Origin of the sequence: Streptosporangium subroseum, from assembly GCF_900188345.1 — a bacterium.
Lineage (GTDB): Bacteria > Actinomycetota > Actinomycetes > Streptosporangiales > Streptosporangiaceae > Streptosporangium > Streptosporangium subroseum.
Map to the genome: position 1 here is coordinate 56514 of NZ_FZOD01000022.1, position 21113 is coordinate 77626.

At 69.3% G+C, this 21113-nt stretch carries 16 protein-coding genes; 15 read left to right on the top strand and 1 reads right to left on the bottom strand.

Translation table 11 applies throughout. The features are described from left to right. Positions 1–203: 203 nt before the first annotated feature. From CHC08_RS22455 to CHC08_RS22500, 10 genes are read left to right on the top strand one after another with little or no spacing between them, the layout of a single operon-like run. A complete protein-coding gene (locus tag CHC08_RS22455) occupies positions 204–1499 on the top strand; it encodes an SRPBCC family protein (RefSeq protein ID WP_245878474.1) in 1296 nt (431 codons plus the stop codon). 39 nt (positions 1500–1538) lie between these two features. Beyond that, positions 1539–1961: a gas vesicle protein GvpJ gene (gene gvpJ, locus CHC08_RS22460; protein ID WP_089209318.1), complete on the top strand. Its 423-nt coding sequence runs from the start codon at positions 1539–1541 to the stop codon at positions 1959–1961. 1 nt (position 1962) lies between these two features. Further along, positions 1963–2781 (top strand): GvpL/GvpF family gas vesicle protein, encoded by an 819-nt coding sequence (locus tag CHC08_RS22465; protein WP_089209319.1) that lies wholly within the window; start codon positions 1963–1965, stop codon positions 2779–2781. A 3-nt stretch (positions 2782–2784) separates the two neighbouring features. Further along, positions 2785–3024: a gas vesicle protein GvpG gene (locus tag CHC08_RS22470; RefSeq protein WP_089209320.1), complete on the top strand. Its 240-nt coding sequence runs from the start codon at positions 2785–2787 to the stop codon at positions 3022–3024. 2 nt (positions 3025–3026) lie between these two features. Further along, positions 3027–3287: a hypothetical protein gene (locus CHC08_RS22475; RefSeq protein ID WP_089209321.1), complete on the top strand. Its 261-nt coding sequence runs from the start codon at positions 3027–3029 to the stop codon at positions 3285–3287. Positions 3288–3291: 4 nt separating this feature from the next. Then, on the top strand, positions 3292–3708 hold the full coding sequence (gene gvpO, locus CHC08_RS22480) for a gas vesicle protein GvpO (protein WP_089209322.1): 417 nt from the start codon (positions 3292–3294) through the stop codon (positions 3706–3708). A gap of 1 nt (position 3709) precedes the next feature. Beyond that, positions 3710–4186 carry a gas vesicle protein gene (locus tag CHC08_RS22485; RefSeq protein WP_089209323.1) on the top strand — a complete coding sequence of 159 codons (477 nt, stop codon included), beginning with the start codon at positions 3710–3712 and terminating at the stop codon, positions 4184–4186. Continuing rightward, positions 4179–4994, top strand: a complete 816-nt coding sequence (locus CHC08_RS22490; RefSeq protein ID WP_179282156.1) for a GvpL/GvpF family gas vesicle protein — start codon at positions 4179–4181, stop codon at positions 4992–4994. The genes CHC08_RS22485 and CHC08_RS22490 overlap by 8 nt, the downstream gene beginning before the upstream one ends. Further along, complete coding sequence (locus CHC08_RS22495; protein ID WP_089209325.1) at positions 4984–5229, top strand: gas vesicle protein; 246 nt, start codon at positions 4984–4986, stop codon at positions 5227–5229. The genes CHC08_RS22490 and CHC08_RS22495 overlap by 11 nt, the downstream gene beginning before the upstream one ends. Further along, entirely contained in the window at positions 5210–5581 is a 372-nt protein-coding gene (locus CHC08_RS22500) for a gas vesicle protein K (protein WP_089209326.1), read from the top strand. Before CHC08_RS22495 ends, CHC08_RS22500 begins: the two co-directional genes overlap by 20 nt. Before the next feature lie 494 nt (positions 5582–6075). On the opposite strand, the gene CHC08_RS22505 is transcribed toward CHC08_RS22500, so the two are convergent. Next, positions 6076–6960, bottom strand: a complete 885-nt coding sequence (locus tag CHC08_RS22505) for a PD40 domain-containing protein (RefSeq protein WP_089209327.1) — start codon at positions 6958–6960, stop codon at positions 6076–6078. A gap of 216 nt (positions 6961–7176) precedes the next feature. On the opposite strand from CHC08_RS22505, the gene CHC08_RS22510 reads away from it, so the two are divergent. The 5 genes from CHC08_RS22510 (at position 7177) to guaA (ending at position 20807) form a co-directional block, all read left to right on the top strand. Continuing rightward, positions 7177–13287, top strand: coding sequence for a VWD domain-containing protein (locus CHC08_RS22510; protein WP_143653313.1), 6111 nt, complete (start codon positions 7177–7179; stop codon positions 13285–13287). A gap of 287 nt (positions 13288–13574) precedes the next feature. Next, positions 13575–16130, top strand: a complete 2556-nt coding sequence (locus CHC08_RS22515) for a glycosyl hydrolase family 18 protein (RefSeq protein ID WP_089209329.1) — start codon at positions 13575–13577, stop codon at positions 16128–16130. A gap of 338 nt (positions 16131–16468) precedes the next feature. Further along, the gene (locus tag CHC08_RS22520; RefSeq protein WP_089209330.1) at positions 16469–17983 is read left to right on the top strand and encodes a DUF885 family protein; all 1515 of its coding nucleotides are present in this window, start codon (positions 16469–16471) and stop codon (positions 17981–17983) included. Between the two features lie 164 nt (positions 17984–18147). Next, entirely contained in the window at positions 18148–18993 is an 846-nt protein-coding gene (locus CHC08_RS22525) for an SDR family NAD(P)-dependent oxidoreductase (RefSeq protein WP_179282159.1), read from the top strand. A gap of 227 nt (positions 18994–19220) precedes the next feature. Continuing rightward, positions 19221–20807, top strand: a complete 1587-nt coding sequence (guaA, locus tag CHC08_RS22530; protein ID WP_420823582.1) for a glutamine-hydrolyzing GMP synthase — start codon at positions 19221–19223, stop codon at positions 20805–20807. Positions 20808–21113: the final 306 nt, after the last annotated feature.

Sequence of the window (21113 nt, forward strand, 5' to 3'; positions counted from 1 at the left end):
GACGACGAGGAGCCGTTGGACGACGAGGAGGACCTCTCCGACGAAGAGCCGCCGGCCCGGCGGGCGAAGGCCCGCAGCGGCGCGCGGCGCGAGAGCGCGTCCTCATCCACCCGGCCGGTTCGCCGGGTGCGGAGGTGAGTTGAATGACAGAGAAGCCGGAAAACGGGCCAGTCAATGGCCCGATAAAGGTAATCGTCCAGGAGTTGCCCCTGGACCAGCTCACCGAGGGGCTCCAGGACCTGGGTGCGGCCCTGGCCGAGCGGGCCCTGTCCTCGGTGACCGACAAGGTCGAGGGACTGACCGGCCGGCTGACCGACTACGTCGACGGCGACGGTTCGGGCCTGGTGAGCGCGTTGACAGGTGGCGGAGGCCTGGGAGGCCTGGCGGGCGCCCTGAAAGGCGGCGGGGGCCTGATGGGCGCGCTGAAGAGCGGTTCGGGCCTGGTGAGCCAGCTGTCGGGATCGGAGGGGCTCATGGGCCGGGTGAAGGGGGTCGCCAAGCTGGCGAAAGGCTTCACGGGGCTGAAGTCCGCGCTGGGCGGCCAGGACGGCAAGGGCGGCAAGGGGGGTAAGGGCGGGAAGGTGAAGCTCACCAACATCGTCGAATCACTCGACGTCGGTGCCCCGAGACGGATCGTCTACAACCAGTGGACCCAGTTCCAGGACTTCCCGAGCTTCACGAAGAAGGTCAACAGCGTCGACCAGCAGTCCGACGAGAAGGTCACGTGGAAGGCGCAGGTCTTCTGGTCGCATCGGATCTGGGAGTCGACGATCATCGAGCAGCTGCCGGACCAGCGGATCATCTGGCGGTCCAAGGGAGCCAAGGGCTACGTCGACGGTGCGGTGACCTTCCACGAGGTGACTCCCGATCTCACCCGCATCCTGCTCGTGCTGGAGTACCACCCGCAGGGGCTGTTCGAGCGCACCGGCAACATCTGGCGTGCGCAGGGACGGCGGGCGCGCCTGGAGTTCAAGCACTTCCGGCGTCATGTCATGTCGCACGCCATCCTGCACCCCGATGACATCGAGGGCTGGCGCGGCGAGATACGCGACAGCAAGGTCGTCAAGGACCACGAGACCGCCCTCCGCGAGGAGAAGGAGCGTCAGGACCAGGAGGAGGAGCCTCAGGGGACCGAGGAGGAGGCTCAGGGGACCGAGGAAGAGCTGGAAGAGGACGAGCGAGACGAGGGAGAGGAAGAGCCGCGAGACGAGGAACGGGACGAGGACGAAGAAGAGCCCGAGGACGAGGAAGAGCCGCGCGGCAGGGAGCGGGACGAGGAAGAGGAAGAGGAAGAGCCCGAGGACGAGGAAGAGCCGAGGGGCAGGGAGCGGGACGAGGAAGACGAGGACGAGGAAGAGCCCGAGAGGCCGCAGCGACGCGTGCGCCCGGTGCGGCGCCGGCGCGAGGACGCGGACGAGAGGCGTCGGCGTGACGACGCGGAGGAGAAGCCGGCTCCTCGCCGTCCTGCCCGCCGTACGGCCGCCGGCCGAGGGGCGTGACCCACCGGGCCGTCGAATGAGCACTGGAGGAGAGAGCCAATGACCATAGTGCAGCCTTCGGGGGGCGGGGCGGCAGGCCGCTCGTCCTCGTCATCGTCGGGCTTGGCCGACGTCATCGACACGATTCTCGACAAGGGCCTCGTGATCGACGCCTTCGTGAGGGTCTCGCTCGTCGGCATCGAACTCCTGACGATCGACGTGCGCATCGTCGTGGCCAGCGTCGACACCTACCTGCGGTTCGCGGAGGCCGCGAACCGCCTGGACCTCTCACAGACCGGCCAGAAGGGTCTTCCCGATCTCATCCAGGACATGACGGAGGGTGGGAGCAGGAAGAAGGTCAAGGGCGCGACCCAGGGAGCCCTGGACGCGGCGGGAGAGAAACTCCGTGATTTCATCGGCGGGTCCGACGAGGAAGAGGAAGAAGAGTCGGTGCCCCGCCGGAGGCGAAGGGGGGAGGACTGAGATGTCCAGCTCTACGGAAAGGTCGAGGACCGCGGGCACCGACCAGGCTGATCGGTCCGCAGTGAGCACCGGCTCCTACGTCTACGGAATCGTGCCGACGGACGTCGAACTCGACGACGCCCGCGGGGTGGGGGATCCGCCCGGGCGGGTCAAGCTGGTACGGCACGGCGAGATCGCCGCCCTGGTGAGCGAGGTCGCCACCAATCGCCCGCTCGGTAGGCCGCAGGATCTCAAGGCGCACCAGCAGCTGCTGGATGCCGCCGCGGCCGAGGTCCCCGTGCTCCCGCTCCGCTTCGGGGCGGTGATGGCCGACGAGGAATCGGTCGTCGACGAGCTGCTGGCCCCGCACCACGAGGCGTTCCTCGCCGGGCTGAAGGAGCTGGAGGGGCGGGCCGAATACGTCATCAAGGGCCGCTACGTGGAGCAGGCGCTCCTCGCGGAGGTGTTCGCGGAGAACGCCGAGGCCGTGGGGCTGCGCCAGGAGATCGTCGGTAAGCCGGAGGACGCGACGTGGGACGCGCGGATCCGGCTCGGAGAGGTGATCAACCAGTCGGTCGAGGCCAAGCGCGACGCCGATACGAGCGCGATGGTCGAGGCCCTCGTTCCGCGATGCGTCGCCATCGCCATGCGCGAGCCGACCCACGAGCAGGACGCCGTGCATCTGGCCGTTCTCGTGGAGACCAGCCGGCAAGACGAGCTCGAACAGGCACTGGACGAGTTCGCCCGTCAGTGGGAGGGGCGGGTCGACCTGCGCCTGATCGGCCCGATGGCGGCGTACGACTTCGTCATGACGCCACAGCAGGAGCAGGAGGGGGAATGACCGATGGACCTGATGAGTCTGACCTTCGGACTGCCGCTCATGCCGCTCCGCGGGCTGATCAGGCTCGCCGAGCTCATCCAGGAACAGGTCGAGCTTGAGACCCGCAGCCCCGCCGCCGTCCGGCGTCACCTGGACGAGGTGGAGGAGGCCAGGGCGAGCGGCCAGATCACTGATGAAGAGGCTGACCAGCGAGTGGAGCAGATCCTCGGGCAGATGATCGACCAGCCGGGCCCGCCAGGGTGACCATGCGGGACTCGGACGGATCCACCAGGGTGGCCACCCGGGACTCGGGCGGAACCGCCGAGGTGATCATGCGGGCCCTGGCCAGGTTCGCCGGTGTGATCGTGCGAGGTTCGGCCGAGCCCACCAGGGTGATCGTGCGGATCTCGGCCGGGCCGGCCGGGATGGTCGTACGGGCTTCGGCCGGGCCTGTCCGGGTGGTCGCAAGGGTTTCGGCCGGATCCGCCGGAGTGATCGTGCGGGAAGGAAGCCGAGAGAGGAGATGATCTCGTGCCTGCCAAGCGCAGATCGACGGATGAGCGCGCCACAGGCGCGAACGTCTCCGATGATCTCTACGAGGAGATCGACGACGAGCCTTTCGACGAGGACGAATACGAAGACGAAGACGAGGACGAGACGCCGAGGACAAAACGGTCCCGCAACCTGTCGGCGATGTCGGCCGGCGAGGTCGGGCAGCGTCACATCGCCGCTCTGACCGGGAAGCAGAGCGAAGGGGTCACACAGGTGCAGCCGGCGGAGGACGGCTGGGTGGTCCAGGTCGAGGTCGTCGAAGACCGCCGGGTCCCGTCCTCGGGCGACATCCTGGCGCTCTACGAGGCCGAGATGGACATGGAGGGAAACCTCCTGTCCTACCGCAGGTTGCGGCGCTACAGGCGCGGCAGAGGCGACAGCAGTGAGGCGTCGTGAGATGACCAATCCAGCTCGGTTCGGCCCCGGAACCTCCCCGGTTTACGGCGGGGGAGGTTCCGCGGGGCAGCGGTCGGGGTCAGGGTCGGGGTCGGCGAACCTCGGCGACATCCTGGAGCGGGTGCTCGACAGGGGCGTGGTGATCGCGGGAGACATCCGCGTGAACCTGCTGGACATCGAGCTGCTCACCATCAAGCTGCGACTGGTGATCGCCTCGGTGGACACGGCACGGGAGCTCGGCATCGACTGGTGGGAGCACGATCCGTGGCTCAGCTCCAAGAACCAGGACCTGATCGAGGAGAACCGCCGGCTCCGCCACCGGCTCGCCACCGTGGAGGGAGATGACGCCGTGGAGGAAGACCACACCGTACGGGAGGATCGCGCCGTACGGGGAAACCACAGGGAGCACCGATCCCTCGACCCGGCGGAGGAGCGCGGGAGGAGACGCTCGTCCGGAGCGGAGAGCCACCGTGACTGACTCGGGCACGTACGTCTACGCGGTCGCACGCGACGCGGGCCACGCCCGCCCGGCGGATCTGGCGGGTGTGGCCGGGACGCCCGTGCACGCGATCACGCACGGCGGTCTCGTCGCGTATGTGAGCACCGTTCCGCTGGAACAGTTCGGGGAGGAGCCGCTCCGCCGTTCCCTGGAGGATCTGGACTGGGTCGGGGAGATGGCCCGTGCTCACCACCGCGTCGTGGAGGCGGTGGCGGAGAGGGTGCCGACGGCCCCGGTCCGCCTCGCGACCGTCTACAGCAGCGAGGAGCAGGTGCGTGATCTGCTGGATCGGTGGCACGACGACTTCACGGAGGTGCTCTCCCACGTGTCCGGGCGCAGGGAGTGGGGAGTGAAGGCGTACGTGGACCCCACCGCGGCCGCATCCGCACCCGCGCCGGCCGCGAACGGGGGTGGCGAGGGCGCCGCGGAAACGGCCAGGCCCGGGACGGCCTATCTGAAACGCCGCCAGGCGAGCCTGCGCAACCGCGAGCAGAGGTGGCGCCAGGCGACGGCACGGGCCGAGCGCATTCACGCGGACCTGTCGGCCGTCGCCGTCGCGAGCCGGCTTCACCGGCCTCAGGACCCGCAGCTGTCCGGCCGGGACGAATGGATGGTGCTCAACGGCGCCTACCTCGTCGACGAGGGCAGGGGAGAGGAGTTCGCGGCCGCCCTGGACGCTCTCCGCGGGCAGGACGTCGACCTGGAACTCACCGGTCCATGGGCGCCCTACTCCTTCATCGCCCTGGAGTTCGACAGAGCAGATCTGGAGGTTTCCGGTGACGCATGAGACCCCGCGGGGTTCCGCACTGGCCGCCGAGGGCCGCCTTCCCGCCGAGCGCGTGGCCCTCGTCGACCTACTGGACCGGTTGCTGGCGGGTGGAGTCGTCGTGAGCGGAGATCTTGTCCTCTCCATCGCCGACATCGACCTCGTGCGGATCTCCCTGCGCGCGCTGATCATGTCCGTGCGGGAGGAGTCCGACGCACCAGACCAGGGAGGCCGGTATGCGCCGACCTGGAAGTGAGCCGGTCGTGAAGATCACCGGGCCGCTGGAGGACGCCCTGGAGATCGCCGAACCGTCGGAGGACGCGACGCGGCCGAACCGCTGGCGCCTCGGAACCGACCCCGAGACGGCCGAGCGCGATCTGTCCCGCCTCGTGCTGACCCTCGTCGAGCTCGTACGCCAGCTGGTGGAGCGTCAGTGCGTGCGGCGGATGGACCAGGGCGACCTGTCCGACGAGCAGGTCGAGACGCTGGGCCTGACGTTGATGCGCTTGGAAGACGCTATGAACGAGCTGTGCGAGCGTTTCGGGCTGTCTCCCTCCGACCTCAACCTCGACCTGGGACCGCTCGGCACCCTCCTTCCCGCCGACTGAGCGCGTTCACGCTCGACGCGTGAATCCTGAGGCCCGCATCGGGCCGCCGGCCGGGGTGAGTCCCGACGTCGGGTCCGGCCCGTACGGCATCGCCGCCTCACCCCTCCACGTCCGGGTCCACATATCGCGGATCAATGCCATTCGCGTGTGCTACTGAACCGATACGACGTGCAACATAACAAACCCCGACCGTAACGAATGCCCGACCGAGATAAGCCGGTGATGGTGAGGATGGAACGCCGAAAGATACTCGGAGGAGCTATCACCAAATACCGCCGAACTGCCTAATCGGTCGAAGAAACCCCCATTCGGATTGTATTCGCGCGTTTTAAAGCGATGCGGGCGTGGGATGCGCTGCCCGACGCCGGAAAGGCCGCGTGTGAGGTGTGTCTCGCCCTGGCCGGCGACAGGTGTGTCTCGCCCTGGCCGGCGACGATCCCGACCGCACCGCGTCCGTGGTCCGCGTGCTCCGGGACGGGAACCGGCGTAGGGGATCAGGAGACGATGTCGAGGGCATCGATCGCGACCGCCGGGCTGATGGTCAGGAAGGGCCGCTCGTCGCCGTCGTTCAGGTCGGTCGTGACGAACCGCTCGGGTGAGGAGCCCGGGCGGACGACCCGGCCGCCGCTGATGGCGAGGTAGGCGTTGAAGTTCTTCCGGGTGAAGCGATGCTCGCCGCCGGTCGGGACGTCGATCGCGATCAGGGGCCCCTCGTCGTCGGGCTCCGGATAGACGATCAGCTCGCGGTCGGAGGCCCAGACGGAGTGCGGGCCGGGGAGGGCGACGCGTTCCTCGTAGGAGCCGACCTCCTTGCCGGAGAGGTCGAGGACGACGGTGGTGAGGACGTCGTCCGGCGTCAGGTACGTCGCGGCGAGGAGCCGGCCGTCGGGGGACCAGCTGATGGAGGCCTCTTCCCAGTAGCCCTCGGCCGACCAGAGCGGCAGCCGGGTGCCGGTGGCGGTCTCGATCAGCGTGACGCCGGCGCTCTCGTCGCCGACGCCGGGGATGCCGGGGCCGGCGGAGAGGTCGGCCAGGACGGCGAGCCGGGTCCCGTCCGGTGAGAGCGCCGCGCGCATGAAGTCGTCGGAGACGAACTCCTGGCGGGCGCCGGTGGCCAACGTGTGCAGCACCACCCGCATGGGGCCGGCGCCGTCGTCCTGACGCGCCAGGAACACCAGCCGGGTTCCGTCGGACGACAGCGACACCGTCTCCCGCGAGAGGTGCGCCGGGAGGTCCGGGACGGTCACGAACGCGTCGCCGTCCAGCACGATCACGGCGTTCCGGTCGAGCCCCTGGACCGCGAGGACCATCCGAGCCGCCCGCACCGGCCGCGAAGCCAGCGCGTCGAATGCGACCTCCCACGATTGGTCGACGACCACGACACCTCCTCTTGCTGATCTTGCTGATCCGGAACGGAGCCTAGCCAAAAGATTGCGGAATTGGGGAGTTCCCGACATCTATCGCAAAAAGATCTTCTTGGTGTACCGTCCCGGCTGCAGACTTATGTCCTATTTATTCGGGGTGAATGCGTGCGACGTCTCTGCGTAATCATGACGGCTGTGCTAATGGCCGGATTCCTTGTTCCCGTTCATGAGATGTTATTCGCCAAATGGGCGGAGGCGGCCGCAGCATGCGCTCCGAACAGTAACGACTGGACGAACGGCCGCAGCGGTCAGAAACGCTGCGTCTTCAACGGCATGTACTCCACGCGTCGCCGCATCAACGATGTCTGCCTGAGCAACCGTCCCGCGTTCGGGACCCACATCTACCAGCAGCCCAACGAGTGCAGCGCGTCCGGCGGCGTCGAGGCCATCGGGCAGGCACGGGCCATCAAGTATCTGAACGACCAGCTCGGCGTCGCGGCCCCCGCGGTGCCCGGCGCGGTCATCAACCCCGAGAACCAGTGGGAGCCGACCCTCAGCGGCGGCAGCGACCGACCCGACATCATCTACTACGACCGCGCCGGCAGCACCTTCGCCCAGGTGATCGAGGCCAAGGTCAAGGGCAACCCGGACTACTCCGGCTGGGGCAATCAGGTCGCCCGGTACGCCGCCGTGCTCATCGCCAACGGCGTCAGCAACGTCAGCGCCGGTACGGTGCTCAACCGCTGGGGCACGTACGAGGACTGGTTCCAGGTCTACAACAGGAACCCCTCGTGCAAGGTCGGCGACAAGGACGGGTACCAGCTGTCCACGTACAAGGCCATCTCGCCGACTCCCGGCCTCCTGCACATCGAAGAGGTGAGGAAGGCGCGCAAGTGCGAGGAGACGAAGCGGCAGCCCCCGCCGGGCAGCCCGCCCACCCAGGTCCCGGCCGAGGAGGAGGACGAGGACGATGACGACGACAAGTGGCCCATCCCGCCGATCCTGATCCCGCTGATCGAGCGGGTCACGACCGTCGACCCGCCCTCGCGCGGCGGGGACGTGGGCGAGTACGGCAGCGTCGAGGCCGCCGCGGCCGCGCTGGCCGCCGGGGTCGCGGTGTTCCTCACCAGCCGGGAGGGCGCGCTGTTCCTGCGCGCGGCCGGCTTCCTCACCATCGAGGCGGCGCTGGCGATCGGCGTGGCCGCGCTGGTCATCCTCATCCTGTGGTGGTACTTCTCCGAGTACGGCGGCCTGGTGAAGGGCGAACCGCACTTCACCACCCTGGACGGCCTGGGTTACGACCTGCAGTCCGTCGGCGAGTTCGTCCTCGCCAGCTCCGAGAAGTGGGGCCTGGAGATCCACGGCCGGCTCAGCCCCGCCAGTGGCGGCCGGGACGTGTCGGTGATGTTCGACGCCGCGATGGAGGCCGGTGGCCACAAGGTCGAGTTCCACGAGGACGACCTGTACATCGACGGCAGGAAGCGCACGCTCGAGGCCGGCAAGATCCTTTACCTGGGCGAGAACGCGTTCATCGTGCAGAAGGACGGCAAGTGGGTCGTCATGTTCGACGGTCTGGAGGGACCGGCCCTGTCCTGGCGGCGGGGCGCCGCCGGCCTCTACCTGCCGCCGGCCGCCGACAGTGACCTCGAAGGCCTGCTCGGCAACGCCGACGGCGACCCGAAGAACGACCTGAAACTGCGGAACGGCACCCAGCTTCCCGCCAACGCCTCGCCGACCCTGCTGCACACCGACTACGCCAACTCGTGGCGGATCGACGACACCGAGTCGCTGTTCACCTACGGCCCGGGCGAGAGCACCGCGACCTTCACGAACCTGCAGTTCCCCTCCAGCATCACCACGATCCACGACCTGACGCCCGAGCAGATGCAGCTCGCGACCGCGCAGTGCGAGGCGAGCGGCGTCCAGCCGGGCGTCCCGTTCAACGACTGCGTCCTGGACATGGCGCTGACCGCGGACACCTCGTTCGCGGTGGCCGCCGCCGAGCAGAAGAACGTCAGCCTCGACCCGTCGGCGCAGGCCGTCGACGTCAACGGGGACCTGGCGATCGACTACGAGGGGACGCTCGGCAAGAACGTGCTGCCGTCGCGGGTGTCGGCCGATCCGGCGGTGAGCTCGTTCGCCGGGCCGTTCAGCGGGAGCGACTCCTACCGGTTCTTCGCGCAGTCGCTGCCGCTGCACCAGCGCGGGACGTTGAGCTTCGACCTGCTGACCGTCGGCGACTGGGCGTCCGACCCCGACACCGAGACGGTCAAGGTCGAGACCGACCGCGGCGACCCGTACACGATCACGCCGAGCCAGCTGACGCCCGTCGCGTCCGGGACGCTGGCGACGGGCCGGCCGTGGGCCAGATACCGCATCACGATGCCGGCCACCCACAAGAAGAGCCAGATCGAGTTCAAGGTCTCGGCCACCGGGGTGGCGGGTATCTCGAACCAGGCGTTCGGGCTCGACAACGTCAAGCTCGACCTCGAGGTCGTCCCGCCGCAGGCGTTCGCGGTGTCGCTGCCGTTCACGGCCTCGGACGGAGTGCCGGGCGAGGGGGCGGGCAACCTGGAGAGCGAGGTCGCGACCGACGAGTACCGGTTCACGCTGGACCGGCCAGGTTCGATCTTCGTCAACGCACAGGAGTGCCCGGGGTTCGGGCTCAGCTGGCAGTTGGTGAACGCCGCGGGCACGAGCATGGCCACCTCCTACCTGTGCGGCGCCAAGCGCGTCGACGGCCTGGTAGCCGGTACCTACCGGCTGCGCGTCTCGCCGTGGAACGACGCGTTCGGCCTCTACAAGCTCAGCGTGAACACGCTGGGGGCCGACGTCGTCACGACCGCGGCGATCGGCGGGCCGAAGGTGCCGCTCACGGTCACCGACCCGGGCCAGTACGGCACCTGGACGTTCGCGGGAACGGCCGGCCAGAAGGTCTCCGCCGAGCTCGGCGACGGCACCCTGAGCTCCCTCGGCGACGCCCAGCTGCGGCTGAGGAAGCCCGACGGAAGCTCCCTGGCGCAGGAGTCCTGCGGCAAGGCCTGCTTCGTCGACACCCAGACCCTGCCGGTCACCGGCACCTACTCGGTGACGTGGGATCCGAAGGACGCGAAGACAGGTTCGATCTCGCTGCGGCTGTTCGGAGTGCCCGGGGCGATCACCGGGACGGTCGCGGTCGGGGCGCCGTCCACGCTGACGACCACCGTCCCCGGGCAGAACGCGTCCTGGTCGTTCGCCGGGACGGCGGGCCAGCGGGTCGCGTTCGGGGTCAGCGGGCTGGCCGGCTCCGCCTCCGCCTCGATCAGCAAGCCGGACGGAACGCGGCTGTTCGGCTCCACCTACTGCCCGACGGCATGTGCCTTCGACACCGTCACGCTGCCCACGACCGGCACCTACACGCTGCTCGTCGATCCGAGCGACGTGCGGACGGGGCCGGTCACGGCGAGCGTGATCGAGGGTGACGTCACCGGCTCGCTGACCGTCGGCGGCGAGGCGGTGAAGCTGACCACGACCGGACCGGGACAGAACGCGTACTGGACGTTCGCCGGGACGGCGGGGCAGCGCATCGCGTTCGCCCTGACAGGCGGGACGTTCAGCGGGTACGCGTCGGTGCGCAAGCCGGACGGCACGGACCTGCTCAAGTCCACCTACTGCAACGCGTCGTGCGCGTTCAACACGGTCTCGCTTCCGGCGGACGGCACCTACACGCTTGTCGTGGACCCCTCCGGCACGGCCGTGGGCTCCATCTCCGCGCAGGTCACCGAGGGCGACGTCACGGGCACGCTGACCGTCGCCGGTGAGCCGGTGAAGCTGACCACGACAGGGCCGGGACAGGTCGCGACCTGGTCGTTCGCCGGGACGGCGGGGCAGCGGATCGCGTTCGCCCTGACGGGCGGGACGTTCAGCGGCGGGTCCGCGCTGGTGCGCGATCCGGACGGCGCGGAACTGGCCAAGTCCACCTCGTGCAAGGCGTCGTGCGCGTTCGACACGATCTCGCTTCCGGTGACCGGCGCCTACACGGTCGTGCTGGACCCGTCCGGCGCGGCGGTGGGTTCCATCTCCGCGCAGGTCGTCGAGGGCGACGTCACGGGCACGCTCACACCGGGCGGCGACCCGGTCAAGCTGACCACGAAGGGCCCCGGACAGAACCCGACCTGGTCGTTCGCCGGTAGGGCCGGGCAGCGGATCTCGGTCACGTTCTCGGGCGGGACGTTCACCAGCGGGTACACCTCCATGCGCAAACCGGATGGCTCGATCCTGGTGCCGTCGACGTTCTGCACGAGTTCCTGCTACTTCGACACGACCGTACTGCCGGTGGACGGCACCTACCAGGTGATGGCCGACCCGGCCGGTATCCAGGTCGGCTCGATCTCGGCCCAGCTCAACCTCGTGCCGCCGGACGTGACCGCGCAGATCACCGTCGGGGGAGCGGCGTCCACGCTGACGACCACCATCCCCGGGCAGCGCGGACTGTGGACGTTCAACGGGACGGCGGGACAGCGGGTCTCGTTCGACCTCACCGATTCGACGTTCTCCTCATCCTTGGACGTCATCGTCAAGGTCAGGAAGCCGGACGGCACCGACCTGGTCGCCGACACCAACTGCGGCACCGGCTGCCTGCTTGAGCCGGTCACCCTGCCCGCGGCCGGCACGTACACGGTGGACCTGCGGCTCAAGGGATCGAAGACGGGCTCGCTGACGCTGCGGACGTACGTGGTGGCCGACGTCGCCACCACGGTTGCGATCAACGGCGCCACCTCCCGGCTGACCACCACGGTCCCCGGCCAGAACGGCGCCTGGACCTTCACCGGCACCGCGGGCCAGTACGTCAACATCGCGTTCATGAGCGGGACGTTCTCCGGCGCCTACGACGCCGGGGTCACGGTGAAGGGGCCGGACGGGGCCGTCCTGCGGGAGGACACGTCCTGCGGCAAGCTCTGCGTGCTCGATCCGATCACCCTTCCCGCGACCGGGACGTACACGATCCTGCTCGATCCGGACAAGGCACTCGTCGGCTCGCTGACCGCGCAGCTCACCGAGGGCGACGTCACCGCCACGACCTCGGTCGGCGGCCCGGCGTCCACGCTGACCACGGTCGGCGCCGGCCAGCGCGCCATCTGGTCCTTCGCCGGGACCGCGGGCCGGCGGGTGTCGTTCAACTTCACCGGGACGACGCTCACCAGCCTGTACGACGCGTACGTGTCGGTGAAGAAGCCGGACGGGACCGTTCTGGTCGCCGACACCCCGTGCGGGCGTAACTGCCTGCTGGAACCGGTGGTCCTTCCGGTGGGCGGCACCTACACCGTCGAGTTCAGGCCGCAGGACGCCAAGACGGGTTCGATGACCCTGCGGCTCCACGAGGTCACCCACCTGACCGCGGGCGTCACCACCGGAGGCGTCGCCTCGACCTTCACCACGACGACGCCGGGACAGAACGGGACCTGGTCGTTCCCGGGCACGGCGGGACAGCTCGTGTCGTTCGTCTTCACCGACGCGAGTTTCGCCGGTTCCCTGGATGCCCAGGTGACGGTGAGGAAGCCCGACGGCACCGCGTTGGTGGCCGCGAAGTACTGCGGGAAGAACTGCTTCCTGGAGCCGGTGGCGCTTCCGGCGGCCGGTACGTACACCGTGGAGTTCGATCCGCAGGACGACAAGGTCGGCAAGCTGACCATGACGGCTCATGCGGTCACCCACCTGACCGGCACCGTCACCGTCGGAGGCGCCGCCTCGACCTTGACCACGACAAAGCCGGGGCAGAACGGCTCCTGGTCGTTCCCGGGCACGGCGGGACAGCGGGTGTCGTTCAACCTCACCGACGGGAACTTCTCCACCTCCACCGTCGCACGGGTGTCGGTGAAGAAGTCTGACGGCACCGTTCTGGTGGCCGCGACGTACTGCGGGCAGGGCTGTCTCCTGGAGCCGGTGGTGCTTCCGGCGGCCGGTACGTACACCGTGGAGTTCGATCCGCAGGACGACAGGGTCGGCAAGCTGAGCCTCAGGATCTACCCGGTCACCGACCTTCCCCCGGTCGCCGTCACCATCGGCGGCCCCGTCTCGACGCTGACCAGCACGATCCCGGGCCAGAACGGAGCCTGGACCTTCAGCGGCACCACCGGCCAGAAGGTCACCGTCACCTTCACCGGCAGCAGTTTCGCCGGTGCCACCGACGTCCAGGTCTCCCTGAGAAAACCCGACGGCACGGCGCTCGGCAATACCGCCTACTGCGGCCGCAACTGCACCATCTCGGCGACGACCCTGCCCGCCACGGGCACCTACACAATCGTCTTCAACCCCCAATCCGACAAGATCGGCTCCCTGACCACGAAGGTGGCGGTGTCATAACGGAGATCGTGATTTAGGCGCCCGGACGGGCGCCGGCGGGCACGGCCAGGGTGAGACGGCCGTGCCCGCCGCCATGTCGCCCAGCGGTGACCGGGGCCCGGCACCACACATTCGGCTTCCGTGGTCTTCCCCAGGTCGTTCGGCCACCCGTCCTCCGGGGGGTGTGAGAGATCGATTCGGCGGCGAACGCCCTGTGCGGCCTTGATTTTGGGTCTTGTAGCGGTCAGGGGCGGGGGTTACGATCCGCATAATTATTAGGAAACTTTCCTTTAGGAAAGAGCATCCACATGCGCCGATTAGCCTCTGTACTGCTGATTCTCGCCATGGCGACGGCCATGACCGCTCCGGCTGACGCCGCAACCCGTCTGACTGCGGCCTTTACCCTCACCGGAGGCCAAGGCAAGTTCGTGGTGAGCAACCCCGGCGCCACCCCGGTCACCGGCTGGTCGATCCAGTTCGACCTGCCGGCCGGGGTCACCGTCAGCAACGCCCAGAACGCCACGATCACGCAGAGCGGCACGCGGGTCAAACTCACCCCCGCCTTCTACATCAACACCGTGCGGGCGAACGGGAACACCGAGCCGTACAGTCCCACGGTCACCCTCAGCTCACCGGTCCAGCCGACGAGCTGCCTGATCAACAACGCCAACTGCGACGGCAGCGGCGACCCGCCGCCGCCGGACGCGCCGGTGACCGCGACGTACGCGGGCAGCGGCACGCAGGGGAAGTTCGTGATCGCCAACAACACCGACACCGCGCTCGCGGGCTGGTCGATCCAGTTCGACCTGCCGGCCGGAATCACCGCGAGCAACGCCCAGAACGGCTCGCTCAGCCAGAGCGGTCGTCAGGTCACGCTGAGCCCGGCCCACTACAACACGACGGTGGCGGCGCACGGGACCACCGAGCCCTACAGCCCCACGTTCACGCTCAGCGCGTCCGCCGAGCCCGCGAACTGCCGGATCAACGACGTGAGGTGTGACGGTGCGGTGGACTCGCCGCCCGCCGCGCCGGGGAACCTGCGTTCACCGGTCAAGACCACCAAAACCGTGTCGCTGGCCTGGGACGCCGCGGCCGCGGGAAGCCTCCCGATCGTCGGCTACCAGGTCTACAACGGCGCGGGCCTCGCCGCGACGGTCACCGGGACGAGCGTGACCGTCACCGGCCTGACCTCGAACACCGGATACACGTTCACCGTCAGGGCCAAGGACCGCAAGGGAACCCTGTCCCCGGCCTCCGCCCCGCTCGCGGTGACGACCAACAACGCCGGTGACGACACCCAGCCGCCGACCGCACCGGCGAACCTGCGCAGCACCGGCAAGACCTCGGCGAGCGTCTCGCTGGCCTGGGACCCGTCGACCGACAACAAGGGCGTCGCCGGCTACGACGTCTACGCGGGAACGACCCTGAAGGCGACGGTGCCCGGCACCTCGGCCACGGTGAACGGGCTGTCGCCGTCCACCGAGTACACCTTCACCGTGCGGGCCCGCGACCTGTACGACAACACGTCGGCACCCGGCAACGCGCTGAAGGTGAGCACCGCCGACATCATCGGCAGCGGATACGCCAGGATCGGCTACTTCGTCCAGTGGGGCATCTACGGCCGGCAGTACTTCGTGCGCAACCTCGACACGACCGGCGCCGCGGCGAAGCTGACCCACCTCAACTACGCCTTCGGCAACATCGACCCGGTGAACCTCACCTGTCTCCAGGGCGTCACCAAGGGCACCACCGCCAACCCCCAGGACCCGAACCAGGGAGACGGCTCGGGTGACGCGGACGCCGACTACGGCAGGCCGATGAGCGCCTCGCAGTCGGTGGACGGCGTCGCCGACACCGGCTGGGAGAAGCTGCGCGGCAACTACAACCAGCTCCGCAAGCTCAAGGCGAAGTACCCCAACCTGAAGGTGCTGATCTCACTCGGGGGCTGGACCTACTCGAAGTACTTCTCCGACGTGGCGGCCACCGACGCGTCCCGGCGCAAGTTCGTGAGTTCCTGCATCGACACGTACATCAAGGGAAACCTGCCGCTGTACAACGCCGCGGGCGGGCCGGGCAGCGCCGCCGGGATCTTCGACGGCATCGACCTGGACTGGGAGTGGCCGGGCTCCGAGGGCCACGTGGGCAACCACATCGGCCCGAACGACAAGGCGAACAACACGCTGCTGATCGCCGAGTTCCGCAGGCAGCTCGACGCGCTGACCGAGGAGACCGGCAAGCGCTACCAGCTCACCGCCTTCACCCCGGCCGACCCGGCGAAGATCTCCGCGGGCTGGGACCTGCCCGAGGTCGCCAAGTCCCTGGACGTCTTCAACGTCCAGGGCTACGACTTCCACGGTTCGGGCAGCGACAACTCGTGGGAGCCGAACCGGGCCGGGCACCAGGCCAACCTGTACGCCGACACCGACGACCCCTACTCCTTCCACTTCAGCGTCGAGAACGCGGTCAACACCTACCTGCAGGCCGGAGTGAACCCGCGCAAGATCACCATCGGTCTCGCGTACTACGGCCGCGGCTGGCAGGGCGTCGCCGACGGCGGGAAGTCCGGGGAGTGGCAGTCGGCCACCGGCGCCGCGCCGGGCCAGTTCCCCGACGAGGCGGGGACCCGCGGGTACGGCAACCTGGTGGCCGGCGTGCCGGGATGCACCGTGCGGCACGACGAGCAGTCGGTGGCGACCTACTGCTTCACCGGCAACGGCGGCCAGTGGTGGAGCTTCGACGACGCGTGGTCGATCGCTCGCAAGACCGCCTGGCTGAAGAGCAAGGGCCTGCTCGGCGCGATGATCTGGGAGATGTCCGGTGACCCCGGCTCCCTGACCACCGCCCTGGACGCCGGCCTGAGGTAATCACCTCCCCGGCGGGGAAACCGGGTTCCTCCGCCGGGGGCGCCGGGCCGGGCCGTACGGCCGTAGCACGACGGCCGGCCCCCCGCCCGGCACCGAGACCTGTCGTGGCCCGCCTCCGTCCCCGGGGCGGGCCACGACAGCCTTTTCCGGAGCGGATCAGGACAGAGCCGGAACGAGGGGCGGAGAGATCCCACGGAGGCGATGCGGAGCTCGCGTGAGCATGGCGCGGGGGCGGTACGGGAGCGGTGGGGAAATCGCGCGGGAACGACGGCGGAGCCGATGATTCGTGGGCGTCCAACCTGATCGTCGGGAACTCGTCCTGATATAGCGTCGCACTCATGACCGAACTCGACAGCCGCCTCCGCGCGGTGTGTGATCTCTCCGTCGCAGACGTCCGTGAGATGGCCGGCAGGCACGAATACGACGGTATGGTCCAGGATCTCTCGCCGGAAGGCGTCCGCTCGGGACTGGCCGCCCTGGGCGAGGGGCCGCTGCCCGACGACTCCTACGACGCGGCGCACCTGCAGATCTTCGAGGAGACCGTACGGGTCCAGTTCGGCGAGCTGGAGCTGTACCGCCGCAGCCCGCTCGATCACCTGAACAATCTCGACCTCGCCACCTACGACCGCGACTACGCCCCCGAGGCCGAGCGGACCGCCGCCAAGCACGCCCACCTCGCGCTCTGGCCCGAGGCCGTGGACCACGCGATCGCCTCGCTCGACAGGCTCAGCGCCCCGGTGGCGACCGCGCTGCTCGGGGCCGTACGCGGCCTGGCCACCGGGGTGCCGGCGGGCGCGGACGAGCACGCGCGCGAGGCGGCGCTGAAGGCTCACGCCCGCCTGGTGGAGCACGTCGAGGAGGCCTCGCGTTCCGGCGACCCGGACGCGTCCCTCGGCGCGGAGGGGCTGGCCCGGCTCATGGGCGCGGGCGACGGTCTCCCGGTGGACCTGGGCAGACTCGCCGAGCGTGCCGACGCCGAACGCGACCGGCTGATGGCCCGGCTGACGGAGTCCTGCGCCAGGCTGGGATTCGCCGGACGGCCGCCGCTGGACGTCGCGCGCGAGCTGGTCCGGCAGCATCCCGGCATCGACGACGTGATCGACGCGGCCAGGATCGGCACCGAGAAGGCGATCGCGTTCACCCGTGAGAAGGACCTGGTCCCCTACCACGACGGTGAGTGCCTGGTCGGCATCGCGCCCGAGTCCCGACGGTGGAGCATGGCGATGATGAGCTGGGCCGCGCCCGGCGAGCCGGACGCCCCCTCGTGGTACCACATCACCCCGCCCGACCCCTCCTGGCCCGAGCGTGACATCGAGGAGTGGCTGGAGGTCTTCAGCGAGACCACGCTGCCCGCGATCAACGTGCACGAGGTCGCCCCCGGGCACTTCTCCCACGGCCGTGCCCTGCGCCACGCCCGCTCCGACGTGCGGCGGACGCTGATGTCGATGGCCTTCGCCGAGGGCTGGGCGCACTACGGCGAGGAGCTCTGCGTCGAGGAGGGCTTCGCGCCCGAGGACCCGCGCTTCGAGATCGGCGTGTGGCTGGAGGCACTGATCAGGGTGACCCGGCTGGCCTGCGCGATCGGCGTGCATACCGGCGCGATGACCGTCGAGGAGGGCGCCCGCCGCTTCGAGGCGGACACCCAGATCGCCGGTCCCGCGGCGCTGTCGGAGGCGGCGCGGGCCACCTTCGACCCGACCTACGGCCGCTACACCTGGGGAAAGCTGGAGATCCTCCGCCTGCGGGAGAAGGCCAGGGCCGAATGGGGCGCCGGGTTCACCCTCAAGCGCTTCCACACGGCCATGCTCGACCTGGGCTCCCCGCCCCTCGGCCTGCTCGACCGCGCGCTCTGACGAGATCCGCCGTGACGATCTTGCGATCGTCACGGCGGGTTCCCGTCCCCAGCGCCTCCAGCGCCTCCGATGTCGGATCCCGCCGGTCCTCGACTGGTGGTCGTCTTCCCGTTAGCTTGTTGACCAACCGAGCGCTGGGTACGGTTACGGCTGGAGGCAGTGGGATGCGCGAACTGTCGGGCAAGATCGCAGTCGTTACCGGTGCGGCCAGTGGGATAGGCCGGGCACTCGCCCTGCGGCTGGCCGCGGAGGGCATGGCACTGATGCTCGCCGACGTGGACCCCGGAGGCCTGGCGGAGACCGCCTCCCTGCTCGACGGGGTCTCCGACGGGGGCAAGATTCTCACCCAGATCACCGACGTCTCCGACGCGGTGGCCGTACAGCACCTGGCGGATCGGACCTTCGGCGAGTTCGGCGCGGTCCATGTTCTCTGCAACAACGCCGGAGTGCTGCAGACCGGCCGGATGTGGACGAGCGAGCCCGAGGACTTCGCCTGGATGCTCGGCGTGAACCTCTGGGGCACGCTCCACGGAATCCGCGCCTTCGTGCCCCGCATGATCGCTCAGGACACCGAGGGCCACATCGTCAACACGGTCTCGGTGGCGGGGCTGTTCGCCATACCGTTCGGCGGCGCCTACTCGGTCTCGAAGTACGCCGCGCTCGCCGCCTCGCAGGCCCTCGCCCAGGATCTGGCGCTGGCCGGATCCAGGCTCCGGGTGACGGCGCTGTGCCCGGGCTGGGTCAAGACCGGCATCGGCCACTCCGACAGGGTCCGGCCGGAGAACCTGACGGTCGCGGAGCGCGCCGAGGACGAGATGGCCACGGCCGGCGTCGTCGACGGCCTGGTGGAAGGCGGGATGGACCCCGCGGAGGTCGCGCTGGCCGCGGTGAAGGGGATCCGGGAGGAGCGTTTCCTGGTCTTCACCCACGCCGGGCACGAAGAGGGCCTGCGTGAGCAGGCCGAGGCGCTGATCGCGGGAGGACTGCCCTCGTTCCCCCTCCTCGAATAGCCGATCGCGGGAGGGCCGTCTTCGTTTCCCCCATCAGTAGTTGATCGCGAGAGAGCCGCTCTCGTTTCCTCCCACCAGTAGTTGATCGCGGGAGGGCCGTCTTCGTTTCCCCCATCAGTAGTTGATCGCGGGAGGGCCGCTCTCGTTTCCTCCCACGAGTAGTCGATCGTGAGAGGATCGCCCCCGTTTTCCCTCCACGAGTAAGCGCGTTGACGAGCGCCGATAGACTGGACCCACCGCTTGAGTTTCCCTGGGGGTCTTTGGTGTCTGAGTTCGACACGGTCCTGGTCGTCGATTTCGGTGCGCAGTACGCGCAACTGATCGCGCGACGGGTGCGTGAATGCCACGTCTACTCCGAGGTCGTCCCGTCGACGATGCCGGTCGAGGAGATGATGGCCAAGAACCCCAAGGCCATCATCCTGTCCGGCGGTCCCTCGTCGGTCTACGCCGAGGGCGCCCCGGCCGCGCCCGCGGGCCTGTTCGAGACCGGGGTGCCGACCTTCGGCATCTGCTACGGCTTCCAGGTCATGGCTCAGGCGCTCGGCGGCGAGGTGGCCAGGACCGGCACCGCGGAGTTCGGCGGGACCCGGCTCGACGTGACCCAGGAGGGCGTGCTCTTCGCCGGGCTGCCCGCCGAGCAGTCGGTCTGGATGTCCCACGGAGACAGCGTCGCCGCCGCCCCCGAGGGCTTCGTCGTCACCGCCGCGACCGCCGGAACGCCGGTAGCCGCGTTCGAGCACCCCGAAATCGGCCTGTACGGCGTGCAGTTCCACCCCGAGGTCCTCCACTCGGACCACGGCCAGGCCGTGCTGAAGCACTTCCTCGACGCCGCGGGCTGCCGCCCCTCCTGGACGATGCTCAACATCGTCGAGGACGCGGTCGAGGCGGTCCGCGCCCAGATCGGCCCCGAGGGCCGCGCCATCTGCGGGCTCTCCGGCGGGGTGGACTCCGCGGTCGCCGCCGCCATGGTGCAGCGGGCCATCGGTGACCGGCTGACCTGCGTCTTCGTCGACCACGGGCTGCTTCGCAAGGGCGAGGCCGAGCAGGTCGAGCGCGACTTCGTGGCCGTCACGGGCGTCAAGCTCCGCGTGGTCAACGCCCAGGAGCGTTTCCTCAAGGCGCTGGACGGGGTCAGCGACCCCGAGGAGAAGCGCAAGATCATCGGACGCGAGTTCATCCGGGTCTTCGAGGACGAGCAGCGGGCCATCCTCGCCGACGGCCCCGTCGACTTCCTCGTCCAGGGCACTCTTTACCCCGACGTGGTCGAGTCCGGCGGCGGCACCGGCACCGCCAACATCAAGTCGCACCACAACGTCGGCGGCCTCCCCGACGATCTGCAGTTCTCGCTGGTGGAGCCGTTGCGCGCGCTGTTCAAGGACGAGGTCCGCCGTGCCGGCGAGGAGCTGGGCCTGCCCCCCGCGATGGTCTGGCGCCAGCCGTTCCCCGGCCCCGGCCTGGGCATCCGCATCGTCGGCGCGGTCACCCACGACCGCCTGGAGATCCTCCGCGAGGCCGACGCCATCGCCCGCGAGGAGCTTTCCCGGGCCGGTCTCGACCGGGAGATCTGGCAGTGCCCGGTCGTCCTGCTCGCCGATGTCCGGTCGGTGGGCGTTCAGGGCGACGGCCGCACCTACGGTCACCCGATCGTCCTGCGCCCGGTCTCCAGCGAGGACGCCATGACCGCCGACTGGTCCCGCGTCCCCTACGACGTGCTCGCGCGGATCTCCACCCGCATCACCAACGAGGTCCGCGAGGTCAACCGCGTGGTGCTCGACGTGACCAGCAAGCCCCCGGGCACCATCGAGTGGGAGTAGCCCAGGGGGCACGCGAGACCGTCGTGTAGTGCTGGGTCCGCAGCGTGTCCTTGGTGCAGGCGGTGAGCTCTGGGGTTCGGGGGTCTTTCGGGTCTTCACACCCTGGAAGGAGCCGCCCTCCTCATCTCACGCCGCCAGGGCGGCGCGAATGCCTGGTGGGCCTTGGCGAGGACCACTGCACGATCGGGTACCTGAGGGTCGCTGCCGGTCCTCCCCGTCACCCTGCATCGCGACTTATGGGGATCACGGTGTTATGCCGATGTTGGGGCTGGCGGCCTTGCCTTGTAGGTGCGAGAAGTGGTCTAC

What these genes read in the sequence shown, in the direction of transcription:
- CHC08_RS22475 (WP_089209321.1), top strand. Translation starts at nt 3,027, where the DNA reads ATGCGGGACTCGGACGGATCCACCAGGGTGGCCACCCGGGACTCGGGC.
- CHC08_RS22465 (WP_089209319.1), top strand. Translation starts at nt 1,963, where the DNA reads ATGTCCAGCTCTACGGAAAGGTCGAGGACCGCGGGCACCGACCAGGCT.
- gvpJ (WP_089209318.1), top strand. Translation starts at nt 1,539, where the DNA reads ATGACCATAGTGCAGCCTTCGGGGGGCGGGGCGGCAGGCCGCTCGTCC.
- CHC08_RS22510 (WP_143653313.1), top strand. Translation starts at nt 7,177, where the DNA reads ATGTTATTCGCCAAATGGGCGGAGGCGGCCGCAGCATGCGCTCCGAAC.
- CHC08_RS22525 (WP_179282159.1), top strand. Translation starts at nt 18,148, where the DNA reads ATGCGCGAACTGTCGGGCAAGATCGCAGTCGTTACCGGTGCGGCCAGT.
- CHC08_RS22485 (WP_089209323.1), top strand. Translation starts at nt 3,710, where the DNA reads ATGACCAATCCAGCTCGGTTCGGCCCCGGAACCTCCCCGGTTTACGGC.
- CHC08_RS22470 (WP_089209320.1), top strand. Translation starts at nt 2,785, where the DNA reads ATGGACCTGATGAGTCTGACCTTCGGACTGCCGCTCATGCCGCTCCGC.
- CHC08_RS22500 (WP_089209326.1), top strand. Translation starts at nt 5,210, where the DNA reads ATGCGCCGACCTGGAAGTGAGCCGGTCGTGAAGATCACCGGGCCGCTG.
- CHC08_RS22520 (WP_089209330.1), top strand. Translation starts at nt 16,469, where the DNA reads ATGACCGAACTCGACAGCCGCCTCCGCGCGGTGTGTGATCTCTCCGTC.
- CHC08_RS22515 (WP_089209329.1), top strand. Translation starts at nt 13,575, where the DNA reads ATGCGCCGATTAGCCTCTGTACTGCTGATTCTCGCCATGGCGACGGCC.